The sequence below is a fragment of the Paenibacillus sp. F024 genome, assembly GCF_057814255.1.
Map to the genome: position 1 here is coordinate 111,768 of NZ_JBVASZ010000008.1, position 23,026 is coordinate 134,793.

Here is a 23,026-nt window from a genome sequence, read left to right on the forward strand (position 1 = left end):
TTGCTATTTTAAAACAAACCGGTTAATCGCCTTATTCATTTCCTGCGTCGTCTCATACAGCTGTCGAATGGATCCGATCACCTGATCCATAGAATGGATTTGTTCGGCTGAAATGGCGGCAAATTCCTGACTCGATTGAGCCGTTTGAGTAGAGAATTGCTCGATCCCTTGAATGGATACATTGATTTGCTGGCTTCCCGCCGCCAATTCTTCAACGGATGCCGATACATCCTGAATGTTATTGTTGATGTTAAGAATCCAGCTTTGAATTTCGGAGAAAGCCCTACCGGCTTCTCCCACACTGGCTTGACCTTCGTCGATTTCTCGAAGTGAAAGCTCGATAGACTTCATGGCATTCTCGCTGCTTTGCTGAATCTTGGAAATCATCGTTTGCACATGATTTGCCGCCTGACTGCTGTTGTCCGCCAGCTTTCTGACTTCATGGGCGACCACCGCAAATCCCCGTCCCGCATCACCGGCTCGTGCCGCTTCAATCGAGGCATTCAAGGATAACAGGTTGGTTTCCTCGGCAATGCTTCTGATCGTGTGCATGACTTGTTCAATCTCTCTGGAAAGCTCCATTAAATGACTCATGGTTTCAAACGAATGATGGACTTCTTTTTGTACATGGCTTATCTTATCCACCGCTTTTTGAACGACAACGACACCGCTGGTAGACGACTGCTCCATTTCAATGGAATGAATTCCGATTTGATCGATACTGCCGGCTACCTGCTGGAGACCATGGGCCATTTCCTTGATAATAATGGCATCGTTGGTTACTTGTTCGGATTGAACTCTCGATTTCTCAGCGCTATCCTGCAAGCCTTCATAGAATAAGTTGGAGGCCTTGCCGGTATTATCGGCATGCTCCCGAATTTCATTAAACAAGCCCGACAATATGGCGGAGGAGTGCTTTACGTTCTCCACGATGTCGATCAGATTCAATCTCATTTTCTCAAATGATTCCGCCAAATCTCCGAACTCATCCTTGCGCTTGATGCTGATCGTCTGGGATAAATCCCCCCGTCCTATGCGCTCGGAAAGTCCTAAAAGCTGGTTCAACGGCCTACGGATCGAGGTCGTCATCAAATAACCCATCAATGCCGATACGATAAAAGAAACTACGATAAATATCGTTGAGAACTGAATAACGCCCTGATACACGTGGTTGGAATCCGTATATGCCTTATTCGCGTTAGCCTTGTTCATTTCAATGAAATTTTGGAAGCTTCTGTCTACGCCACTCATCCGGTTCAATACTTGTCTCTGATAATGGGTGACCGCAAATGCCATCTGGTTATTGCTAATATAACCATATACCTTTTCCACTTCAGGCAGATACTGCTGCCATAAACTTACGAACAGGTTCAATTCCTTTTGTTCCGCAGCCGTGAGTTGGACAGTGGAGAGCCGCTGCAGCGCCTCATCGATCTGTTTGGCACTTTCTTCAATTTTGGCCTGTTCCGTCTTTCTGCTTTCCGCATCCTCGTTTAACATGTAACTTCCGACACTGCTGTTGATTCTATGCAAATTTGAGGATACCGTACCCAACTCAGTAATGGCCACCAAACGGTTTGCATAAATATCTTCCAAATTACTATTGATCTTATTGGCATTCGTAATGCCGAATATCCCAATAGCTACCAAAATAAGCAGCACGACTGAGAAGCTTAGAAGAAACTTCCACGCAATTTTCAAATTGTTAAACCAATGAAGCACATTAAACAAATTTTTAAACCATTTCATGCCTTCTCCTCCAATGCTAAATTAAGAAACCGCTTGATGTTAGCGCCTTTCCCTCCAAATCTTAGGATGGTTGCGTTTTTATTGCATAATGTATCTATTATATCGACATAGAAATCCCTAACCTTTAGGTTTTTTTGGGATTTTTTTATTAAGTTTCGACAAAATGAAGGACTATAGTCTTATAACTTTAATGTATGCGCTTACGAAAGTGTTGTTTTCCTACTCCAAAAAAGCCCATCAGAATTTCTGATGGACTTATGATAAGGAACACGTTTATGCGGTTGCGCATAGGCTGTAAATACGGGCGCATCCGCCGAAATTTTGAATGCGGGAAACGCGCTTGAATCGGGCTTTCCGCCTATACTATTTAGGAGAGTTTGATCGATGCAGCCTTTTTTCTCAATAAACCCTTGGACCGGTCGGAGAGGTCCTATCGGATATGGTCCTTCCTGCTGCGTAAGGCCCAACGCCCCTTCATCCCATCATCTGTGGTATGGTTCCCCCGGTGTATGGGCTGCCAACGGCAGATTACGAAAGCCGGCCACGATGGAACCTCATAGCGGAGGTCCTGAAAGACCGGAGGAATACGTCCCTTACCTGAAGCATATCGATTGGTCAGCCAAATATCCGACCGAGGTCATACTTCACGGTCCTCTGCGCAAAGAAGCGGCCTTAACGTTCGACGACGGTCCCGACGAACAATGGACCCCGAAGATTCTCGATGTGCTGGCCCGTTTCCAAGTGAAGGCTTCGTTTTTCGTCGTTGGCCGCCGTTGCGAGAGAAACCCCGATGTGCTGCGCCGTATCGCACGGGAAGGACATACGATCGGCAATCATAGCTGGGACCACCCCAATATGGCCAGGCTGGGAGCTGAAGAGATCCGCTCCCAAATCCAACGAACCGATGAGGCGATCCAAAGGCTGGCAGGAGCAGCACCCGCCCTCTTTCGGCCGCCTTACGGAGCGCTTAGCAATACCGTCGTAGAAGAGGCGATGAAAGCGAAGAAAAAAATCATTTTATGGAATGTGGACAGCCTGGATTGGATGCAGTTGAACGGCAAACAGGTCGCCGCTAACATTCTGGCCCATACGACTCCGGGATCGATTATACTTCAGCACAGTGCCGGAGGTGTCGGCGAAAGCCTGCAGGGAACGTTAGACGCCCTTCCCGTTGTCATCCAAACGCTGCGCAGCGGCGGCTGCAAGCTGGTTAGCGTTCCTCAGCTGTTGAACCTGAAGAAAGAAGCATCAGGCTAGGCGCACTTCTTTGCTTATACTTAAGACCTTCGTATCCTCTCCATAATCGCTTGAGTAAATGCCGTGGTTGTAGCGCTGCCGCCCAAATCACGGGTACGGATCCCTTCGGAAATCGTACTGAGGACGGCTTGCTCCGCAAGACGCGCCATGTCCTCCAGCTGCGGATCGTTATGGCGGCTGTTCAGCCAATCCAAGAGCATCACCGTTGACAGCAGTATCCCCGTCGGGTTCGCCATGTTTTTGCCGGCAATGTCCGGCGCCGAACCGTGAGCCGCTTGGGCCATCGCTTGATGGCCGTTCGTATTGATCGAAGGGGCAAGACCCAGGCTGCCTGTCAGCTCGCCGGCCAGATCCGAGAGAATATCGCCGAACATGTTGGTTGTGACGATCACATCAAAATCCTTGGCTCTGCGAACCAGATGAGCCGTCACCGCATCAATATGGCAGTCGTCCACATGTACTTCAGGGTATTGCTTGCCTACCTCGCGGCATGTCTCCAGAAACAAACCGTACCCCAGCTTGATCACGTTGGCTTTGTGGACGATGGTTACCTTCTTGCGACGTCTCATAGCCCATCGGAACGCTTCATGCGCGATTCTCTCCGCCGCCTTCCTTGTAAATAATCCTGCGACGATGGCCACATCCGGGCTGACCATAAACTCCCCCGAGCCCGCATACATATTGCGGTCCGGATAAAAGCCTTCCGTGTTCTCCCGGAGGATCACCACATCGGCATCGCCCACCAGGCTTTTCGTACCGGGAATCGACTTGCTGGGACGGATGTTGGCATACAAGTCGAAATGGCGGCGAAGCTCTCCGCTTGGATTTCGCTTCGCTCTATGCTCGGGCGGATACGCCGCCGAATCATGAGGCCCCATGATCCACCCGTGACAACCCTCCAAAGCCTTTTTTGTACTGTCCGGTACCGCATCATTGTGTTTTTCAATGCCCTCCCAGCCCATGGGCAGCTGCACAAAATCAAAATTCGCGCCGTTCAGCCGATCGGCTGCCGCCGTAAAGATGTCCACTGTAGATTTCACAATCTCCGGACCGATACCGTCTCCGTATAATACTCCGAGTTTATAAGTCGCCATGAAAAACACCCTTTCCTCTGCTAAGCCTCGTCACTTAACCGGATCGCTTGTGACTTGAAGTTGCTTCATTTTAGGCGCCGGGTTACATTCCTACTCCTTCCTGATCCTGCTGGCCGGCCTTTGTTTTCGTGAGAAGAGCGCCTCCTATAAGAAACGCCCCGCTCACGTAAAATACGGAAACGATCCCGATCCAGCTGCCTACCAGTCCGAAGAAAAGGGGAGCAATGAGCTGTGACAAGCGGTTGGTGGCAAGCCGCAATCCCAGCACTTCGCCCGTTTTATTTTTGGGAGACGCGTTATATGTCGTCGACATGGACAGCGGCTGCCCGCATCCCAGACCGATCCCCATCAATATACTTAGCAGGAGGAACAAAGACAGATGCTCCGCATAAGGAATAAGAACAAAGGCAACGCCGGCGATTTGTATGGAGAGGAGAAGCACTCGCTCACGGCCAAACGTCGTGGTCAGTCTGGATAAAAAGAATCGGACGGGCACCATAGACAGACCTTGAATCGCGATAATCCAGCCTATGCTTGAATCCGACATACCCAACCGTTCGCCGTACAGCGGAAAATAAGCGACAAAGATATCTCTCGAATACAATACCAAAGCGCTCGTCGCCAACGCATTTCGCAGGACGGGAATCTTCAATAGACTGAATGACGTCGTCGATTCCGGGGCTGCGGCCGTTTCTTGCTTCTTCCCCCTGATCACAGGAATAAAAAATGAGACCAGGATGGGAACAATGCTGATCAGCAGGGCTACTAGAAAAACCGTCCGGTAAGAATAATGCTCCGCTGTGTATCCTCCGATCAATGGCCCGACAAAAAGCGCTACGGCCACCACCATGCTGAACATACCAAAGTAATGATCCCGTTGCTCTTTGGTCGCCGCGGCGTTACCCAGCACATTTTGCAAGCAAAGCGCAATAAAAACATGCGCTATACCTACCAGAACCTGAGACACATAAAGCGCCCACATGGACGGAAAAGCAAAAGGCAGCGCCATCCCCAGCGCAAATCCGACACCCCCTGCCAGCACCGGCAGACGATCCCCGAAACGGTCGGCGAATTTTCCTGCGTGAATGGCAAGCAGCAGGGGTAAGAAAGCATAGGAGGCGGTAAGAATGCCTATCTCCAGCGTGCTTGCCCCAAGATTGGAAGCGAATAAAGTGATCACGGGTCTGGACATATTCATCATCAGCTGAAATCCCAGCATGATGACCAGTACAATCTTAAGAACCATGGCATATCTGGTCCAATTTGTTCATCGGTAACCCCTCCTCCACCGCAGCGATAGCTAAAGATCTTCCTGCTGCATAAGCCTCATCGATTTTTTTAACGTGGTTGCATCCGGCTTGAATCTAGCGTATCACGAACGAGTAAATGGTTAAAATTCATATTCCTGATTGTTTACCATAACAAAATTGAATGACCGGGCATAACAAAAATGCTGTGGAAACAGCTCCGGCTCACGATACATTCTTCTTTTTCCTCGTTAACCGTTCAATGAGTAACTCTGCGATTTTAATTCATATTTTTTTTACATACGGATAATACTTCAATTACATTTGCTCATTACAATGAACATATCTCAAAGCAGTGGAGGTTGTGAACATGAGAAACAAACTCGTTCTTACAGTTGCTTTGACCACATTATCGATCTTGGGAATCCATGAACTAAAGAGCAGCTTCGTTATTGTGCACTCGAAGCCGATGGATCCGTTGGAATATGAAATCGAGTGGTTAAACGGCCGGGTGCCGGCCAATCCGTACGGAAATAAATAAATGAGCATCAACGAAGCTAATCATATGATTTGCATCGAACCGCATAGTAAAATGAATAAGAATAAGCTGAGTCTTAGGAGCCGCGGCTGCTTGGACTTAGCTTATTTTTATTTTTGCACCCCGGTTGCCAAGGCTCTTAACCCTCTCTTGCTCATCATTTAAGAAATTTTTAATAGTAGGTTCACAGGCGATTTATTTTTGAGGTGTAACATACATATTGCAAGTCTTTTAACTCATTCCTAGGAGGCAAAACGATGAAGAAAAAATGGTTAATGCTTGGAAGCGTCGTCGGAATCAGCAGTGTGGTGATGGTTACCACCGGATTCTCGGCCATGGCCGGCACGTCCGGATATGACGCCTACAAGTCCGCACTCAAAAATACCAAAACCGTACAAAACGTCACGGTTCAGGCGCAAGCCGCATTACAAGACAATGGGAACGCGCTAACGAACGCCACCGGAAGCTTTAAGCTTAGCTCCGCTGATCGTACGGGCAGCGGAACGGTGACCGTGACCGGCAACGGCTCCGAGCAGACGGTCAGCTTTTTCAAGCAAAAGGACGGTACGATTTTAAAACCGGGCAGCAGTGACATTTACTATGTGAAGCAGGATCGTATGGATAAAAGGGAATCATTTAAGAACCGGCAGCAAGACAATCAAGACATGCCGCAGCAGATGGAAACGGTGATTGATGCGCTTGTCGGCAATCTGAAGGACTATGTTACCGTGGACAGCCAAGCGGACGGTTCAAAGGAAATTTCGATCGAGCTGACGAACGCGCAAATTCCTGCGGTGGTCAATGCGATTGCGCCGATCGCGATTAAGAACGCGACGAAGGGACATAAGCATGGGAACGAAAGCAAAAACGATCCGAAAGACAGCCTTTTCGATGAAGAAGCATTATTGACGGGAGTACCGCAATTAAGCCAAGACATCAAGATCGAGAAGATCGCCGTGAAAGCCGATATCAACGCATCCAATTATATCGAGCAGCAGCAAGCGGATATTACCGTATCCGGGAAAGACGCTAACGGCACTGCGCACGAAATGACCCTGCATCTGAACGCGAATCTGTCCGGTTACAACAGCACAACTCCGGATACAGTAGATCTAACAGGGAAACAAATTCAGCAAATCAAACCCGGGCATCAGGAAAAACAAAACGACTAAATAAATGTTTTGCAGCGGATAATTGCTTCCATCGCAGCTTTATCTGCTGCAATCTTATTAACTGGGGGTGCTGAGGGGTGAGCAATATATTGTCCATTCATCAATTAACTAAGCTGTACGGAAATCAAAGGGGGATTCGTGATATAAGTCTCGAAATAGACTCGGGAGACATCTATGGACTGCTCGGACCCAATGGTGCAGGTAAAACGACCATATTAAAGCTCATTTCAGGTCTGATTCGAGCGGATCAAGGCTCAGTGACTTTATTGGGTTCAGAAATTACGGAACACGTTGACCAAGGGATGCGGCGTGTAGGCTGTATGATTGAATCCGCCGATTTTCACGACTTCCTGAATGCTTCCCAATATTTGCGCATGGTAGCCCGGTTTTATCCAGAGGTTACGGAAAAACAAATGGACGAGGCGTTGGATATGGTGGGGCTGCTTCACGTCCGTAAGGATAAAATCAAGCATTATTCTACCGGCATGAAGCAAAAACTGGCTTTGGCCGCGGCCATCCTGCCCGAACCCGATTTCGTGATTTTGGATGAACCGACCAATGGCTTGGATATTGAAGGAACGGTGATGTTCCGCCAATTGGTCAAACACTGCTCCGATCACCGGGGAACAACATTTTTGATTTCCAGCCATATGATTCACGAGCTCGAGCAGCTATGCAACCGAGTAGGGATTATATTCGGAGGAAAGCTGCAAACGGAAGGCCGGGTTTCGGATCTTCTGGTTCATAATCAGTCCCTTGAACAGTTTTATATCAGCGAGCTGCAAAAAGCGCGGGGGGTGACTTCCATTGCATAGCTTAAAAGCCGGAATGATCAATGAGCTATATTTGCTGCTGTACCGAAGAAAAACCATTTTCTTTTTCATGGCTTCCGCTATCCTTCCGATTCTGCTTGCCGTTTCGCTTCATTCGCTGCAGCCATTCTTGGGTCTGGCTGCTGTCAGCCGGTCGTTTCCGATTGACATGCTGGGTTTATATACACTGCTCTGGATTCCGCTCTTCATCCTGTTGACCGCGGCGGATCAATTTCCCAACGAGGTCTCCTCCAGGACGCTAAAGCTGGCTTTGCTGCGCCCGAATACACGGTTTCAAGTATTTCTGGCGAAAATGGCTGCGCTGGTTATCGGGATCGCTGCTTTATTGATCATTCTCGGACTGGTTACGGTGGCTAGCAGTTTGTTTGCAGGCGATGCAGGAAGCTTTCAATGGACGGAAGTCTTTAAAACGTATTTTGCTGCATTCCTTTCCATGACCGCACTGTCTGCGATGTTCGTTTTTGTCTCCCAGTTTTTCAACAGCGCGAGCGGCTCATTTGCATTCTCTATTGTTTTGTATGCAGCGGCGAAGCTGGCACCGTTCTTTGCTCCGACGGTTTCCACCTTCACGCCGGCCGCCTATACGGATTGGCATCTACTATGGTTAAACCCTGTCGTATCCTCCGGCAGATTAATATCGACATCTTTATTTCTCAGTTCCAGCTGCATATTGTTTTTTACGCTGGGATATTTTATCTTTAATCGAAAAGAAGTTTGATCGCTCGGAGTGATATACGATGTCCATACGTCTCAAATTACTGCTGTCTTATGCAGCTATGCTGGTCATTCCGATGGTTTTGATCCTGCTCATCTCGGTGCTTTTAGTCGTCGTGTATCACGGTGATGTGCAGAAAATCCGGGACGCCTACGGGAGCAAGGGAACCCGGTTTGGCGACCATAAAATAGAGAGGCTGATGAAAGAAATCAAGCGGACCGCAGAGCGGAATCCGTCGTCATTTAGCGATTCTCAATATCTGAATGATATTAGTCAAGAGCTGGCGAGCAGCGAATCGGGCCTTGCTGTAAGCAAAGACGATCGTATCATCTATATCTCTGAATCCTTGAACCAGCCTGAACTGATCCAACAGCTTCCTTCCGTCGAGCATGCAGAAGATAAGGAACAAGAACCGGCCATCACGGTCGGAAATGAACTGTTTATGGTGTCCCAGTATGATTTTATGTTTGCGGACAATCATCCGGGAAGCGTGCTGGTTGTAAATAAAGTGAATCCCATAGTGAACTTCGCGCGCAAATTTTTTCCTGTTTTATTTATCTCCATGCTGATTATTCTCATACTTACGCATACACTGCTTACCTATCTCGTTTCCAAAAGCATTATCCGGCCCCTTGGCCTGTTGAAGAAGGCTGTGAAACGGATTAAAGCGGGAGATTTGGATTTTCGTGTTCAAGTTTCTGGAAAGGACGAGATCGGGCAGCTTGGCTTAGCTTTTGAAGAGATGCGCCATCAGCTGCAGGAATCCATTCAAACCCAGCTGCAATATGAAGAAAATCGCAAAGAGCTCATTTCGAGCATTTCTCATGACCTGAGGACGCCTCTCACGGCGATTAAGGGTTATGTCGACGGAATTCAAGACGGCGTTGCGGACACTCCCGAAAAAATGGACAAATACATTCGGATCATTTCATCCAAAGCGGAGGAAATGGATCGTCTGATTGAAGAATTATTTCTTTACTCCAAGCTGGATTTGAAGCGTCTTCCTTTTCACTTCGAGCTTGTTCCTATCCGCGCTTTTCTACAGGACTGGGCGGAGGAGCTGCAATTTGAATTGGAGAAAAAGGGGTTCAGATTCGATTTGGATATCGATCTTAAGCCAGCCACACAAGTGTCCATGGATCGGGATAAGCTCAAACGGGTTTTATCCAATATCATAGACAACTGTGTAAAATACACGGATAAAGAAGAAAAAGTCATTGGTCTTAAGGTTTATGAAGTCTCGAAATTAGTTATGGTTGAACTATCCGATAATGGCCAAGGGATCGATCCCGATGCTCTTCCCCACATCTTCGAACGGTTTTATCGTGCGGAGCAATCAAGGAATACCATTACGGGAGGCAGCGGTCTTGGCCTCGCCATTGCCAAGCAAATTGTAGATGGCCACGGCGGCACGATCCAGGTACAAAGCGCCAAAGGTGAAGGGACAAGCATCACGATCTCTTTGCCTATCAAGAACATATAGAGACGGTGAGACCCATGAACAGCATCCTAATCATTGAAGATGAGCAAACGATCGCTGAATTGCAAAGAGATTACTTGGAGACGAACGGATATCAGGTCGATATCGCTGCAGATGGTGAGCAAGGACTGACCTTGGGACTGCAAGGTGATTATGATCTGATCATCTTGGACGTCATGCTGCCGCGGATCAGCGGTTTTGATGTCTGCAAACAAATTCGGGACAACCGGGACATCCCGATCTTGATGGTGACGGCCAAAAAAGAGGATATTGACATCATACGCGGACTCGGCCTTGGTGCGGATGATTATATCACCAAGCCGTTCAAGCCTTTGGAACTGGTGGCGAGAGTAAAAGCGCATCTGGCGCGGTACGAGCGTTTGATCGGCAGTAAAGAGTCCAATAAGAAACCGATTATGATCAGAGGCCTGGTGATTGATCACGACTCCCGCAGAGTATTTTTAAATGAGCAGGAAGTTTTTTTAACAACCAAAGAGTTTGACTTGCTGTATTATCTGGCCATGAACCCGAACCGGGTGTTTAGCAAGGTCCAGCTTTTCGAGAAATGCTGGGGGCTGGATGCGCTTGGAGATACGCAGACGGTAACCGTACACATCCGCAAGCTCAGGGAGAAAATTGAATCGGATACGAATAATCCTCAATACATTGAGACGGTTTGGGGTGCCGGATACCGGTTTCGGATGTAGGCCCGTAATAAAAGAGAAGCCGGTGACCTCACAAGGTACCGGCTTTCGTGCTATTGCCTGCTTACTTATTCAAAAATTTATCCAGCAAGTCACCCGGGAATATGGCTCTTTCATTCTCAATTTCCACTTTGCTTGGCAATTTCGTCTTCTCTCCGTTGAGGAGGGCTGAGGAATCACCGATTTTGACGTAAAGCGTTTTGCCGTTGAAGTGAACGGTGATGCTGCGTTCCTTATCGTTCCACTCCACTTTGGCCCCGGCCGCTTCGGCAGCATCCCGTAAAATGCGCTTCTCCTTCTTGCCTTCTTTGGACTTTTTCAAGCTCTCCATGGAAGGAAGGCCGCTGATATAGCCTACGGAACCCGCACGCTTGTTTTCCCAAAATTGATTAATATATCCTTCTACTTCTGATTTCAAAGGCTCGGGAACAATCATTTCGTCGCCCGGATGCTGAAGGTTGCTCATAATGTAGCTGAACCCGTTCAAATCATCCACAACTTGCAGCCCGGTTGCTTCGGCACCCGCCGGAACCGACAGAATACGCGATAATTTGTGTGTGTCCACATTGTAAGCCCACAGGAAGTTGTTGGCGTGCATTCCGCTGTCTTCACCGATAAACAGGGTTCTCAAGCTTTCCGAATAAGACAAATTGTCCGGATTAGCTACCTTATCCACGGCAGCCGTATTTCCTTTATCATCGGCCTTCGCCAGATCTTCACCGACACCCAGCCCTTGCATCGTTGCCGGCACGTATTCACTGTGAATGGCATTTTGCTTGAAGTCCACTTGTCTGCCCTTAAGATCCAACTCATACGTAACGCCGGCTTTGATTTTCTTCACTTGAATATCATCGGCCGGATCCTCGCCTTTGCTATCCTTCTCCATGCTTTTCTCCACGTATGACATGGCGATGTAGATTTTCTTGTCCTTTTCGTTTACGGTTACGCCCTCCATTTTGTTGAATTCGGAGGTAGCGCCGAGCATCGCCCCATAGCGACGGGATTCCAGGAATGCTGCTGCCTTTTCCATTCCAGGCTTCACTTTTAGCCACTCGGCTTTGCCGCTTGGGTAGGTTTTGATTTTCGTAAACCCGGCCGTGTCTTTATCCGCCGTTTCAAACAGGTCGCTGAATGTTAAGCCTTGATCGATGTAAGCTTTAATTTCGCTGTCCGTGGCATGTCCGAGCTGGATCCATTGCAGGTTCGCAGAGCCGCCGTTCGTATCGCTTGTTTGGTTCCACTTGGCTGCATAAAGCGTCCCTGCGGAAAGATCTTCGGCTTTATCGGCCACATACAAGAACATCATGGTATTTCCGCCGTCGTCTCCGAAAAAGACCGTTTTGCGATCCGGTGCCACCTTGCCCAATTCATGAGAAAATCTTCCCATACTGTAATGCTTCACAACCGTTGTAGTGTTGTCGGCATGAACCGTTACTTCAGGAATATAACCGTAAGCATATGGATTTCCCGCTTTTTTGTCATCCTGATTATAGTTTTTGGTAAAAGAACCTACAAAGGTTTGGGTAGGATCCTTCTCATAGGCTCTGGCGTCCGCGTCATACTCTTCACTGCTCAGATGCGTGTTCCACGGGGTTAACGAGCCGTTGCAGGGAATCCACAGCCCGCCCACTGCTGAAAAATCAACCTTCTTCAAATCCGTTACTTGCAGCTCGCCGTTTTTTTTGTTCTGGTCGATGGTGCTTAGACTGATGGAAGCAGGAATAAATACCGTAGGCGGATTTCCCCGCATTGTTGCTTGTGATGTACTCATAGTGAGTCAACAGCGAAAGAGGATGGCCTCCCAAGGCGGTCGGTTTGGCGCCCTTTACGCTCATTAAACTATTGGAATCCGGGCCGTCGGATACGAAAGGCACCGGCTGATCCGGCACGCTGTTGTCCATAATCGGTTTTCCGTGGACGTCTACAGCCAAGCCGGCAGGTGTTCCGTTAATGACATCTGTCGATTTCAATAAGGTTTTATAAGTCAACGGGTAAGATTGAACGGATCCGTCCTCGAACGTTACTTTCAGGGAAGCCGTCGAATAGACTTTAGCCATATCCTCCGCGCTGCTCGGTGCAGCCATGCCTTCGAACTCAACGGATTTAATTTTTTTTGCGGCATCTGCGTGTGCAGCTCCCGGAAAGATGGAAGGCACCAGTAATGCTAAGCCCAATACCGGAGCTAAAAATTTCGTTGCCTTTTTCCTATTCATATCCCCTCTACCTTTCTTTCATTTTATTCTACCTCCTAACTATAGAACTGAATTGTTAAATGAATTTCAAATGAAGTCACAGACTATGTTTAATTTTCAGTCATATGTAAAATTTATATTACAAAAGGTAATCCCGAAGAAGCCCTCGGGACTAACATACAGCCGAAATGTTTCCCATGGGTTATCGGCTTTGAAATATGCCTTCAAACAATTCCGTGAGAAGGTTCGACCTCGGTATCATCTCGTCAATAAGGATATGTTCATGCAGCGCATGAGGACCAGCTCCAACCGCGCCCAATCCGTCCAATGTAGGGATACCCAGAAAGGAAGTGAAATTGCCGTCGCTTACGCCGCCTACATGAACTCCTTCGATTTCGATCCCGGTCGCCATCCCCGCTTCCCTGGCTAACCTAAACAATGCAAGGTTTTGTTCATTCTGCTCGAGCGGCGGCCGATTCATCCCGCCGATCAATTGGACGGTTGTTCCGGGGGTAGACGGTGAGATTTGGTTCATAAAGCTCTCTACCACTTCGATGTCATTCCGATCCGACACACGGATATCGATCATCGCTCTGGCATCCGCCGGAACCATATTCGGTCTGCTCCCACCCTCAATAACGCCAATGTTCACATTGATACCGGATGATATATCCGTAAGCGATTGAATTCTAAGGATTTGACGGGCTAATTCCACAACCGCACTGGCTCCATTCTCTGGATCCATACCGGCGTGAGCCGCTTTGCCTTGAACTTTCAGCTCGTAAAGTCCCCAGCCCTTTCGCGCCACTTTTAATTTCCCCGCAGGTCCTGCGGGTTCGACGACAAGAACCGCAACGCTGTTCTGAGCTTCCTGCTCAATCCATGCTCTGGAGGAGGGACTTCCAATTTCCTCATCGACCGTAAATAAAAAGACGATTTTTCGGTTTTTTCCCCGAAGTCTGTCGGCATATCCTTTCACAGCAAATAACGCCTGCACAATACCCGCTTTCATATCCAGAATGCCGGGCCCATATGCTTTTCCGTGATCTATACGAAAAGGACGTTCGATAATTTCCCCCAATGGCCAAACAGTATCTACATGCGCCAACAGCAAAATTTTACAATCCCCTGTACCCCATGTCACTTTTAATTGAGCATGGCTTTCTTGATCGCCTAACCACTCGGCATGTCCTCCCCATTCGCAGCAAAGATCCTTCAAAAACAGCAACAGTTTATGTACCGCGGAAGGATCGTCGCTAGGCGATTCCAATTCCACTAACGCTTTTAAGAGCCGCAGCATCTCTTCCTGTTTCATTGCTAATCCCAAATCATAGCTCATCATTGACCCCTACAATCCATTCATGATATGATCAGGCGTTTGAGACCGCATGGTTTTGATAATGTTATGGGCAGTGATCATTCCCGTACGTTCCAAAGATTCTTTGGTATAAGCTCCTATATGAGGCGTGGTAATAACATTAAGCAATTGTAACAGCGGGTGCTCTTTTTCCGGAGGCTCTTGATCAAATACGTCCAAGCCGGCCCCTGCAATATCTTCCCGTACCAAAGCATCGTATAATTCCTTCTCGTTGATGATTCCTCCACGAGATAAGTTACAGAGGAGTGCGCTTTTTTTCATGCGTTTGAATTCCGGCGTCCCGATCAGGTTCTGCGTTTGCTCTGTAAGGGGAATATGAATCGAAACAAAGTCCGATTGCTCCAACAAGGTATCTAAGGAAACGAACGTAATCCCATGTTGGCCGGCATATTCACGATCGCAATAAACGTCATAAGCAAGAATACGCATATTGAAGCCTTGGGCCCGTCTGGCAACCAGCTTACCGATTTGACCTAATCCGACAATACCCATGGTCTTCCCCCACAGTTCCGTACCGATAACACGAGGCCATTCCCCAACTCTCACGCGGCGGTCCGTAATTGGGATTTGTCTTGCCAATCCCAAGAAAAAAGCAAACGTTAAATCCGCTACCGCATGACTGTTCGTACCCGGAGCGTTGGTGACATAAATCCCCTTTTTACGTGCATATTCCAAGTCGATGTTATCGACTCCAACACCGTGCTTGGCAATAATCTTGAGCCGGGTTGCCTTCTCTAGCACCTGTGCGGTAATCGGCTCTACCCCTACGATCAGGGCATCCTTTTCCGCAATATATTTTGCAATGATTTCTTCAGAAGCTTTCTCCCCTTGAGGCAAAAACTCCAATTTGCAGCCTTCACTTTGCAAAAGATCTACAGGTTTGCGGGAGTGGAAGCCAAAAGAAGGGGACGTAGACAAAATATGTAGCATCTCAATCCCTCTTCCTTTAGTTCAGAATGGGTACTTGCAGCGCTTCAGCCAACTGCCGCAGTTCGTCCATAACATTATCGCTGACCGGTACTCCTGACCTCATTCGCTTTTCTTCTAATGAAAATTCGATTTCCCCAGGCAAATAGAGCTCATCAACACCGCTAGCCTTGACCGCATCCTTCACATAAGAGGAAAGCATAGAAGTCATCGCTTTAAACCGTTCCGTTTCTATAAAGGAAGATACATTAATGGCCAGCATAAAATGGGCAATCGATTGCTTTTGAGTCAGATCATACATAGAAGGAATCATTCTAGAGAATTCGCCGCCAGACAATACGCCGGTCAACATTTCAATCATCAATGCGAGCCCAAATCCCTTTGGACCACCCATAGGCAATATAAAACCGCCATTTAAAACAGCGGATGGGTCTGTTGTAGCGTTCCCCTGCTTATCTACCCCCCACCCCTCCGGTATGGAGATCCCTTTCGTCTTAGCATAAAGAATTTTACCTAAGGCCACATTACTTAAAGCCATGTCCAATAGTAACGGATATTGATTGAGGGTAGGTGCAGCGATCGCCAACGGATTGTTGCCCAGTACTTTCTCAGCCCCTCCAACCGGAGGCATTAATGGCGCCGTGTTGCTCATGACAATGCCGATCATGTCCTTCCGGCTGGCCATCAAGGCGTAATGTCCCGCGATTCCAAAGTGGTTGCTGTTTTTGGCCGTGACAATCCCGACGCCATATTCTGCCGCTTTATCCATCGCCATTTCCATGGCTTTGGTCGCAACGATTTGTCCTGCCGAGAATTTCCCGTCCAGCACCGCTGTCGCCCTGCCGTCTTGCTCTACGACAACATTTGCAACGCTTTCGATCAATCCCTTTTGGATTCGCTGCACATAGATCGGCAGCCTCATGAGACCATGACTGTGGATGCCTCTGGCATCCGCCTCAATCATCGTGTTCGTTATAATCTCCGCCTCCAATTCCGGCACTCCGACCTTCACTAGACAGCGGTTCGAGAATTCAATAAGCTTTGTCGTTTGAATATCCATTAGATTTCCTTCTTCCTTAGCATTAGATTTCCAAATCGGTGGACAGCACGTCTTTCCTTTTCTTCACTCCAGCCCATAAGCTAAAGATAAGAATAAGCGAGGTGATGGCCAGCAGTACCGCTGCAATCGGTCGGGAGAAAAAAATAGAAAAGCTTCCACTGGAAATAGCTAACGATTGCAGAAGTGAAGCTTCGATTTCCGCACCCAATACAAGGGTTAATACCGTAGCCGCGATGGGAATATCCAGCTTCTTCATCAAATAACCGATAATCCCGAAAACAATCATCACGCCCACATCAAAAACGTTGTTACGAACCGTATAAGCTCCAACCAAAGTAAACATAATGATCAACGGGAGTAGGATGTTATACGGAACCTGGGCTACTTTGGCCCACATATTGGCTAAAGGAAGATTCATAATCAAAAGGATAATATTTCCGATAAACATGCTTGCAATGACAGCCCACGCAAAATCAGCATTCTCACTAAAAAGCTTCGGGCCAGGCTGCAAACCATGCATAATTAAAGCCCCCATGATCACTGCAACCGTTGGTGAGCTGGGAAGACCTAACGTAAATAATGGAATCAAGGCGCTGCCGGAACAGGCATTATTGGCCGTTTCCGGACCCGCAACTCCTTCAATGGCGCCCTTTCCAAACCTTTCGGGGTTTTGGGCTACTTTTTTCTCCATAGAGTAGGAAGCCAACGAGGCAAGCACCGCATTAGCGCCAGGAATGAGACCTATAAAAAATCCCAATCCGGTTCCTCTTCCAATCGATTTCATAGTAGGAGACCATTCACCTTTTCTAGGAAACAACCCTCTTACCTTTTCAGGCTTTTGCATATGATGGCGATTCTCCGCATTCATTAGGATTTCGGAGATTCCAAATAGCCCCATCGCTACGATAACAAAATCGATACCGCCCAAAAATTCAGGGACACCGGAGGTAAACCGGATCGCACCGGAGATCGGATCAATACCGACCAAAGAAAGGATGAGGCCGAATGCCGCTGCGATAAACCCTTTCACCAACGATTTCCCCATAAGTCCGATCAGCATCATCAAGCCCAGCAGCATTAAGGCAAAAAACTCCGGAGGTCCAAACCTCAATGCAAACTGGGAAAGGGGCGGTGCAATAAACGTCAGACCAAGCAGCGCAGTAATGCCGCCTACAAACGAGCCGATGGCTGAGACCCCCAATGCCACGCCGGCCCGGCCTTGTTTGGCCAACTGATGGCCGTCCAAACACGTGATGACTGAAGCCGCTTCCCCCGGTATATTGATGAGTACCGATGTAATGGTGCCGCCATACATGGCTCCGTAATAAATACCCGACAGCATAATGATCGCCGAAGTCGGATCCATCCCGTAGGTGAGAGGAATGAGAATGGCCGTCCCCGCTACCGGACCCAGTCCAGGCATGACCCCAACAAACATTCCTATGGATACGCCAATTAGACAAAAAAGCAAGTTCTTCCAAGTCAACGCTTGAGCAAAACCATTCATCAATAAATCAAAAGCTTCCATGTCCTCACCTCCCTACCATCCAAGTCCGTTGACCGGCAACGGTATCATCAGCGCTTTGGCGAAAATCATAAATACCGCAACCGTAATCCCGATCGATAATGACAAAGACCAATACCATTTAAAAGTCCGGTAAAATAGGAGTAACAAGGATAATGTCCCTGCAATGACAAAGCCGGTCCATTCCACCATAAGGACAAATAATACCATCGAACCGACGATCAACAAAAACTCCCTTAGTTCTTTGTTCTTTGGGAAAATATCGCTGATCTTAATCGATTCCTTAAGCACCGAGATTAAGTAAATGATCGATAAAGCCATCATGAACAGGCTAAGCCAAAAGGGAAAAAATCCAGGCCCAAAACCTAACGAACCCTCATAAGCCAATTGATTCGATTGCCAAAATATCATTCCAGAAAATAGCAGCATGAACAAAGCAGCCCAAACTCCGGCATTCCGCATGACAGTACTCCTTTCCACAGAACGGGAAAGGCTTGACTTCATGTACAAACCTTCCCCGGTACCCCCGTGTTTACAGTCCAATCGCTTTCAAGACTTCGCCATTCGTTTTGAAATCCTGCTCAATGATTGCCTTGAAATCAGTGGAGCTCTTGTATACCGGTGCAGCCCCGATCTTCTTAAATTGATCTACCACCGCCGGATCTTCCAATGCCTTTTTGAACGCATCGTGAAGAATTTGCACCACGTCATCCGGAACATTCCTCGGTACAACAATACCGGTCCATACATCTCCTTTAACATCGATGTTTTTCTCAGTGAGCAATGGAACATTCTTCAGTTCATCAGGCTTAGCCGTTCCCGCTATAAAAATAGGGCGCAGCGACCCATCCTGAATGTAAGGTAACGCTTCTGTCGTTTGAACCAATGCCCCATTGACATTGCCTCCAAGCAATGCCGTAAGGGCTGGGGCACCTCCTTTGAATGGAACATGCTTCAGCTTGTTGCCCGTTTTCACCGTGAAATTCTCCATGGCAATGTGCTGTGTAAGTCCTGCACCGGTTGTCGCATAAGTAAAGGTATCGGAATTGGCTTTCACATATTCAAACCATTCATCGAAGGTTTTCCAAGGAGAATCCGCTTTCACTACAAGTACGTTGGGTACGGCAACCACTTGCATGACCGGTCTAAAATCATCCGCAGTGTAGGCAACACCTACACCGTGAGGCTTAATCGTAATCGGTCCGGAAGTAGCCATCCCTATCGTATAGCCATCGGCTTTAGACTGAAATACTTCCGTCATTCCAATGGTTCCGCCTCCTCCGTCTTTATTGACGATCGCTACGGTTTGCTCGTTTGGCATATACTTGCTAATCACTCCGGCCAGCGCTCTTGCGGCAATATCCGTGGTCCCGCCCGGAGAGAAGGGCACGATCATCTGAATAGGCTTCGTCGGATAATCCGCTTTCTTTTCTTGAACCGGTTGAGCGCTATTGGCTGTAGTGGAACTTGTCGCCTGATTTGTACCGCAACCAATCAGAGTAAGACCAAGTGAACAAAAAACTGTGAATGTCGTCAATGCTTTCATTTTTTTCATTCTCGTTTCCCCCTTCATTATGCGTTTTTTATGGTAACTGTATTGATTAAACTGCCTATCCCATCGATTTCAACTTCGACGACATCCCCGTCTTTTAGCGGGGATACGCCGGATGGAGTTCCCGTGATAATGATATCCCCCGGCTCCAGTGTCATGACCTGAGATACAAAAGATACAATTTCAGCAGTGGAAAAAATCATATCGCTCGTATTCGATTCCTGCCTGATTTCACCATTGACCCGTACCCGGATCGGCGCGTCATCGGGATTGATATCCGTGACAATGAAAGGCCCCAGCGGTTTATAGGTTGTAAAAGATTTAGCTCTTGTAAATTGTCCGTCCTTCTTTTGTAAATGACGGTCGGAAACGTCGTTACAACAGGTGTAACCGAATACATAATCCAGTGCATCGGTGACCGATACTTCCGTCGCCCGTCTGCCAATGACGATCCCAAGCTCTCCTTCATGGTCTGTTCTATGCTCAGAATTGGCCAATTGAATCGCATCACCCGGTCCGATGACGGCCGTTGGTGAAACCAAGAACATCATCGGTTCATCCGGGAGCGGCTTGTTTACTTCTTCGGCATGCTTTTTATAATTCAAACCGATGGCGACAATTTTTCCTGGTGCGATCGGAGACAGCAGCCTTATTTTGCTTAACGGGATCCGTTGATCTGTCGTCTGATAGGCGCCAAAAATCGAACCCTCAATCTTGACTATTTCGTTACCTTCAATGAGACCATAAGATGTGAAACCGTTTTCTAAATATCTTGCAAACTTCATTCCATTCCCCTCTTCCTATTAAAAATTAACAAACATGGCAAAACAAGGTTTAATTATCATCTTTTATTTGCTTCTAGTCAACTCATACTTCAACATAAACCATGTCATTCTCTATCGTTACTTCGTACGTTTTTACCTTAACCTTGTCAGGATCAAATAAGGAACGACCCGTCCTGATATCAAATTCCCAGCTATGCCACGGGCATCTCAACACTTCTTTATCTTTTTCAAAAATATATTCCCCGACCTGATCTCCGGTACAACTTACATCTAGCATCCCGGTCGATAGACAAGGGCCTTTATGAGGACATACATCGCGTAAGGCATACACATCTCCGCTGTTGGAGCGGACCACCACAATCCCTTTTCGATCGATAAACACCGCTTTTTTCCCTTCTGCTTTCAGGTCATCATATTTACATACCAGATGCTTCATATCATTAGAACTCCTTTTTGAACGAAGGTCTTAACCGCTGCTAATTACAGCTGATAAAAGTCACGCGCGTTTTCAAATAAAATCTTTTGTCTCAGACGATCCGGTATTTGTTGAGGGATCGTACGTTCCGGCGGATCAAAATCCCAATGCGGATAATCGGAAGCGTACATGATCATATCCTCGGAGCCCATCATATCCACAATATTTAAAAATTGTTGGGGGGTAAGATCATCCCAAGGCTGAGTGGTAAACCGCATATTGTCCCGGAAATAGTCACTCGGCATCCGTTTCACCCAAGGCGTTTCTTGCCTAAGCGCCTTGTAAGCGGAATCCATCCGGTGCATCATAAAAGGAACCCATTCAAAGCCGCCCTCAACCAAAGCCACCTTCAATTCCGGATATTTATCGAATACTCCATTGGTAATCAAACTGATCGTTTGCGTCATATAAGCTTGGGGATGAACAGATCGCCAGGCTACGTAGTATCGGAGAAAGTCTCCCCCTTGTGCGGTAATGGTCGCCGATAGATGCATAGCGATGGCCAAACCATGCTTGTTAGCCGCATCAAAAATCGGATGATACTGCGGCTCTCCCCATGCAAAGTCTCCTATCGGCAGCATTACCTGAACCATTTGAGGATGAGCTGCCATACGTTCGATTTCCCTGACTGCCGCTTGCACATCTCTCGAAATGGTAATGGAACCGAGCAGCCTTTTATCCTTCTCGAGCCAATGCTCAACTGTATAATCGTTATAGGCCGATGCCCGCGCCGTGGCAAATTCATACCAGCCCTTGGCAACGCTCGCTTCATAGAACCATCCGGTTAACACAGCATATGTCATGTTGTGCTTATTCAACAGCTGTTCCTTTAGCAAAGGAAAACTCGATCCCGGTGTGGAGCCGTCTGCCGGAAGAGCGTCCATACGGTATTTGGTCGCTTTTCTGATTTGATTAAAAGGAATCGATCTTTCGGGAACCCAACCATACTCTGCGATATATCTTTTCCATTGATCAGGCAAATAAGGCAACAGATCTCGAGTCGACCTTATTTCATGATGCACATCCGTATCGATGATCCCTTTTTGTTGACCTGCCTTTCGGCTGTTACCGTTTTCAATATCTTGTTGAATAGTCACTTCATTTCCTCCTTACCGCCTGTTCATTTATTGTTCATATTGTATTTCATTTGTTTGTTTAGATAAAATACACATTGGTCATAGGTATATGAATAATTGTCATACACTCCACATGGTTTATTCATCTATACGCAGTACAATTTTTCCGATATTTTTGTTCTGCTCCATATATTCATGCGCCTGCATGACATCACTCCAGCTGAATATCTGATCAATGACCGGAACCAGCTTTCCACTGTTGAATTTCACCTGGGAGAAACGGATGAATTGCTGCGTCAAATCGATCTTATCCTTCACTGACCTCGTACGCAAAGTAGAACCGATAAGCTGGATTCTCTTTCTTAATAGCACCTGAAGGTTGAGCTTTTCAATCTGATATCCCCCCATGCCGCCAATAAGCAGCCATCGGCCGTCTACGCTGATGGATTGAAGATTTTGCTCCCAATAGGAGGCACCTACCGGGTCCAGAATGACCTGTACTCCATTACCCTGGGTCACTTCCGTTACTTTTTTCAAAAAATCTTCTTTCTTGTAATTGATGAGATGCTGGGCGCCCAGTCTTTCGCAGACCTCCAATTTTCCCATCGTTCCGGCTGTCGCTATCGATCTGCCGCCCATTTCCCTGACCAGTTGAATCGCAGATGTTCCAACACCGCTTGCCGCAGCATGGATTAGAACATAATCCCCAGCACATACCTTTCCCAGTACCGACAAATTCAGAAATGCCGTTAAATAAGCCTCCGGGATGGCGGCTGCCTCTTCATAGGAAAAGGAATCGGGAACCGGAATTGCCATGCCCGCCGGGATGACGACTTTTTCTGCATAACCGCCGCCAGGCAGCAGAGCGCAAACCCTGTCCCCCTCATTCCAACCCTGAACATTCCGGCCTACCTTCTCCACAACCCCTGCCATTTCTAATCCAAGTATGGTGGAGGCCCCGTCAGGCGGTGGATATTTCCCTCTTCTTTGAAGCAGGTCAGCGCGGTTTAACGCCGTCGCTTTGACGGCAACGAGGAGATCGTCATCGCCGTTCACAGGCTCCTCTGCTTGTCCAATGTATAATCGGTGTGTCAGCTCTTCTACCAATACGGCTTTCAACCCATCACGCCCTTTCTACCTCTTTAGTGTCAGTACATTCCACAAAATATGGTGCAAATGGATTATTTATATTGTATTTCATGAATAGTTGCTGATAAAATATTCGTTAGTCATACCCCTATGAATTATTGTCATATTGGAGGGTACT

General features: G+C 47.5%; 22 protein-coding genes. 7 read left to right on the plus strand and 15 right to left on the minus strand.

Annotation, left to right across the window (positions count from 1 at the left end; genetic code table 11):
* Positions 1–3: 3 nt before the first annotated feature.
* Positions 4–1,749, minus strand: a complete 1,746-nt coding sequence (locus tag ACZYR9_RS10835; RefSeq protein ID WP_488978497.1) for a methyl-accepting chemotaxis protein — start codon at positions 1,747–1,749, stop codon at positions 4–6.
* 384 nt (positions 1,750–2,133) lie between these two features.
* Here ACZYR9_RS10835 and ACZYR9_RS10840 point away from each other — a divergent pair, with 384 nt between their 5' ends.
* Positions 2,134–3,006 carry a polysaccharide deacetylase family protein gene (locus ACZYR9_RS10840; protein WP_488978498.1) on the plus strand — a complete coding sequence of 291 codons (873 nt, stop codon included), beginning with the start codon at positions 2,134–2,136 and terminating at the stop codon, positions 3,004–3,006.
* A 20-nt stretch (positions 3,007–3,026) separates the two neighbouring features.
* Here the strand turns inward: ACZYR9_RS10840 and ACZYR9_RS10845 are convergent, their stop codons facing one another.
* Both ACZYR9_RS10845 and ACZYR9_RS10850 read right to left on the minus strand, forming a co-directional pair.
* Positions 3,027–4,100, minus strand: a complete 1,074-nt coding sequence (locus ACZYR9_RS10845; protein ID WP_488978499.1) for an isocitrate/isopropylmalate dehydrogenase family protein — start codon at positions 4,098–4,100, stop codon at positions 3,027–3,029.
* 82 nt (positions 4,101–4,182) lie between these two features.
* Positions 4,183–5,346 (minus strand): MFS transporter, encoded by a 1,164-nt coding sequence (locus ACZYR9_RS10850; protein WP_488978500.1) that lies wholly within the window; start codon positions 5,344–5,346, stop codon positions 4,183–4,185.
* A 371-nt stretch (positions 5,347–5,717) separates the two neighbouring features.
* Between ACZYR9_RS10850 and ACZYR9_RS10855 the strand changes: the two genes are divergently transcribed.
* From ACZYR9_RS10855 to ACZYR9_RS10880, 6 genes are all read left to right on the plus strand, one after another.
* Positions 5,718–5,888, plus strand: a complete 171-nt coding sequence (locus ACZYR9_RS10855; protein WP_488978501.1) for a hypothetical protein — start codon at positions 5,718–5,720, stop codon at positions 5,886–5,888.
* Between the two features lie 254 nt (positions 5,889–6,142).
* A complete protein-coding gene (locus ACZYR9_RS10860) occupies positions 6,143–7,057 on the plus strand; it encodes a hypothetical protein (RefSeq protein ID WP_488978502.1) in 915 nt (304 codons plus the stop codon).
* 77 nt (positions 7,058–7,134) lie between these two features.
* On the plus strand, positions 7,135–7,872 hold the full coding sequence (locus tag ACZYR9_RS10865; RefSeq protein ID WP_488978503.1) for an ABC transporter ATP-binding protein: 738 nt from the start codon (positions 7,135–7,137) through the stop codon (positions 7,870–7,872).
* The gene (locus tag ACZYR9_RS10870; RefSeq protein ID WP_488978504.1) at positions 7,865–8,608 is read left to right on the plus strand and encodes a DUF2705 family protein; all 744 of its coding nucleotides are present in this window, start codon (positions 7,865–7,867) and stop codon (positions 8,606–8,608) included. The genes ACZYR9_RS10865 and ACZYR9_RS10870 overlap by 8 nt, the downstream gene beginning before the upstream one ends.
* Positions 8,609–8,627: 19 nt before the next feature.
* Positions 8,628–10,088, plus strand: a complete 1,461-nt coding sequence (locus ACZYR9_RS10875) for a sensor histidine kinase (protein WP_488978505.1) — start codon at positions 8,628–8,630, stop codon at positions 10,086–10,088.
* 5 nt (positions 10,089–10,093) lie between these two features.
* Positions 10,094–10,792 (plus strand): response regulator transcription factor, encoded by a 699-nt coding sequence (locus ACZYR9_RS10880; RefSeq protein ID WP_488978506.1) that lies wholly within the window; start codon positions 10,094–10,096, stop codon positions 10,790–10,792.
* A gap of 61 nt (positions 10,793–10,853) precedes the next feature.
* On the opposite strand, the gene ACZYR9_RS10885 is transcribed toward ACZYR9_RS10880, so the two are convergent.
* From ACZYR9_RS10885 to ACZYR9_RS10940, 12 genes are all read right to left on the minus strand, one after another.
* Positions 10,854–12,539, minus strand: coding sequence for an alkaline phosphatase PhoX (locus ACZYR9_RS10885; RefSeq protein WP_488978574.1), 1,686 nt, complete (start codon positions 12,537–12,539; stop codon positions 10,854–10,856).
* Positions 12,430–13,002: a hypothetical protein gene (locus ACZYR9_RS10890; protein WP_488978507.1), complete on the minus strand. Its 573-nt coding sequence runs from the start codon at positions 13,000–13,002 to the stop codon at positions 12,430–12,432. Before ACZYR9_RS10890 ends, ACZYR9_RS10885 begins: the two co-directional genes overlap by 110 nt.
* A 181-nt stretch (positions 13,003–13,183) precedes the next feature.
* Positions 13,184–14,320 carry a M20 family metallopeptidase gene (locus ACZYR9_RS10895; protein ID WP_488978508.1) on the minus strand — a complete coding sequence of 379 codons (1,137 nt, stop codon included), beginning with the start codon at positions 14,318–14,320 and terminating at the stop codon, positions 13,184–13,186.
* Between the two features lie 9 nt (positions 14,321–14,329).
* Positions 14,330–15,289 (minus strand): phosphoglycerate dehydrogenase, encoded by a 960-nt coding sequence (locus tag ACZYR9_RS10900; protein ID WP_488978509.1) that lies wholly within the window; start codon positions 15,287–15,289, stop codon positions 14,330–14,332.
* Between the two features lie 16 nt (positions 15,290–15,305).
* The gene (locus ACZYR9_RS10905) at positions 15,306–16,346 is read right to left on the minus strand and encodes an Ldh family oxidoreductase (RefSeq protein WP_488978510.1); all 1,041 of its coding nucleotides are present in this window, start codon (positions 16,344–16,346) and stop codon (positions 15,306–15,308) included.
* Positions 16,347–16,368: 22 nt separating this feature from the next.
* Positions 16,369–17,874 carry a tripartite tricarboxylate transporter permease gene (locus tag ACZYR9_RS10910; RefSeq protein ID WP_488978511.1) on the minus strand — a complete coding sequence of 502 codons (1,506 nt, stop codon included), beginning with the start codon at positions 17,872–17,874 and terminating at the stop codon, positions 16,369–16,371.
* A gap of 12 nt (positions 17,875–17,886) precedes the next feature.
* Positions 17,887–18,333 carry a tripartite tricarboxylate transporter TctB family protein gene (locus tag ACZYR9_RS10915; RefSeq protein ID WP_488978512.1) on the minus strand — a complete coding sequence of 149 codons (447 nt, stop codon included), beginning with the start codon at positions 18,331–18,333 and terminating at the stop codon, positions 17,887–17,889.
* 70 nt (positions 18,334–18,403) lie between these two features.
* Complete coding sequence (locus ACZYR9_RS10920) at positions 18,404–19,426, minus strand: tripartite tricarboxylate transporter substrate binding protein (protein WP_488978513.1); 1,023 nt, start codon at positions 19,424–19,426, stop codon at positions 18,404–18,406.
* Positions 19,427–19,443: 17 nt separating this feature from the next.
* Entirely contained in the window at positions 19,444–20,208 is a 765-nt protein-coding gene (locus tag ACZYR9_RS10925) for a fumarylacetoacetate hydrolase family protein (RefSeq protein ID WP_488978514.1), read from the minus strand.
* 82 nt (positions 20,209–20,290) lie between these two features.
* Complete coding sequence (locus tag ACZYR9_RS10930) at positions 20,291–20,644, minus strand: Rieske (2Fe-2S) protein (protein ID WP_488978515.1); 354 nt, start codon at positions 20,642–20,644, stop codon at positions 20,291–20,293.
* A 44-nt stretch (positions 20,645–20,688) separates the two neighbouring features.
* Positions 20,689–21,780 carry an amidohydrolase family protein gene (locus tag ACZYR9_RS10935; protein ID WP_488978516.1) on the minus strand — a complete coding sequence of 364 codons (1,092 nt, stop codon included), beginning with the start codon at positions 21,778–21,780 and terminating at the stop codon, positions 20,689–20,691.
* A 117-nt stretch (positions 21,781–21,897) separates the two neighbouring features.
* Complete coding sequence (locus ACZYR9_RS10940) at positions 21,898–22,878, minus strand: NAD(P)H-quinone oxidoreductase (protein ID WP_488978517.1); 981 nt, start codon at positions 22,876–22,878, stop codon at positions 21,898–21,900.
* Positions 22,879–23,026 lie beyond the last annotated feature (148 nt).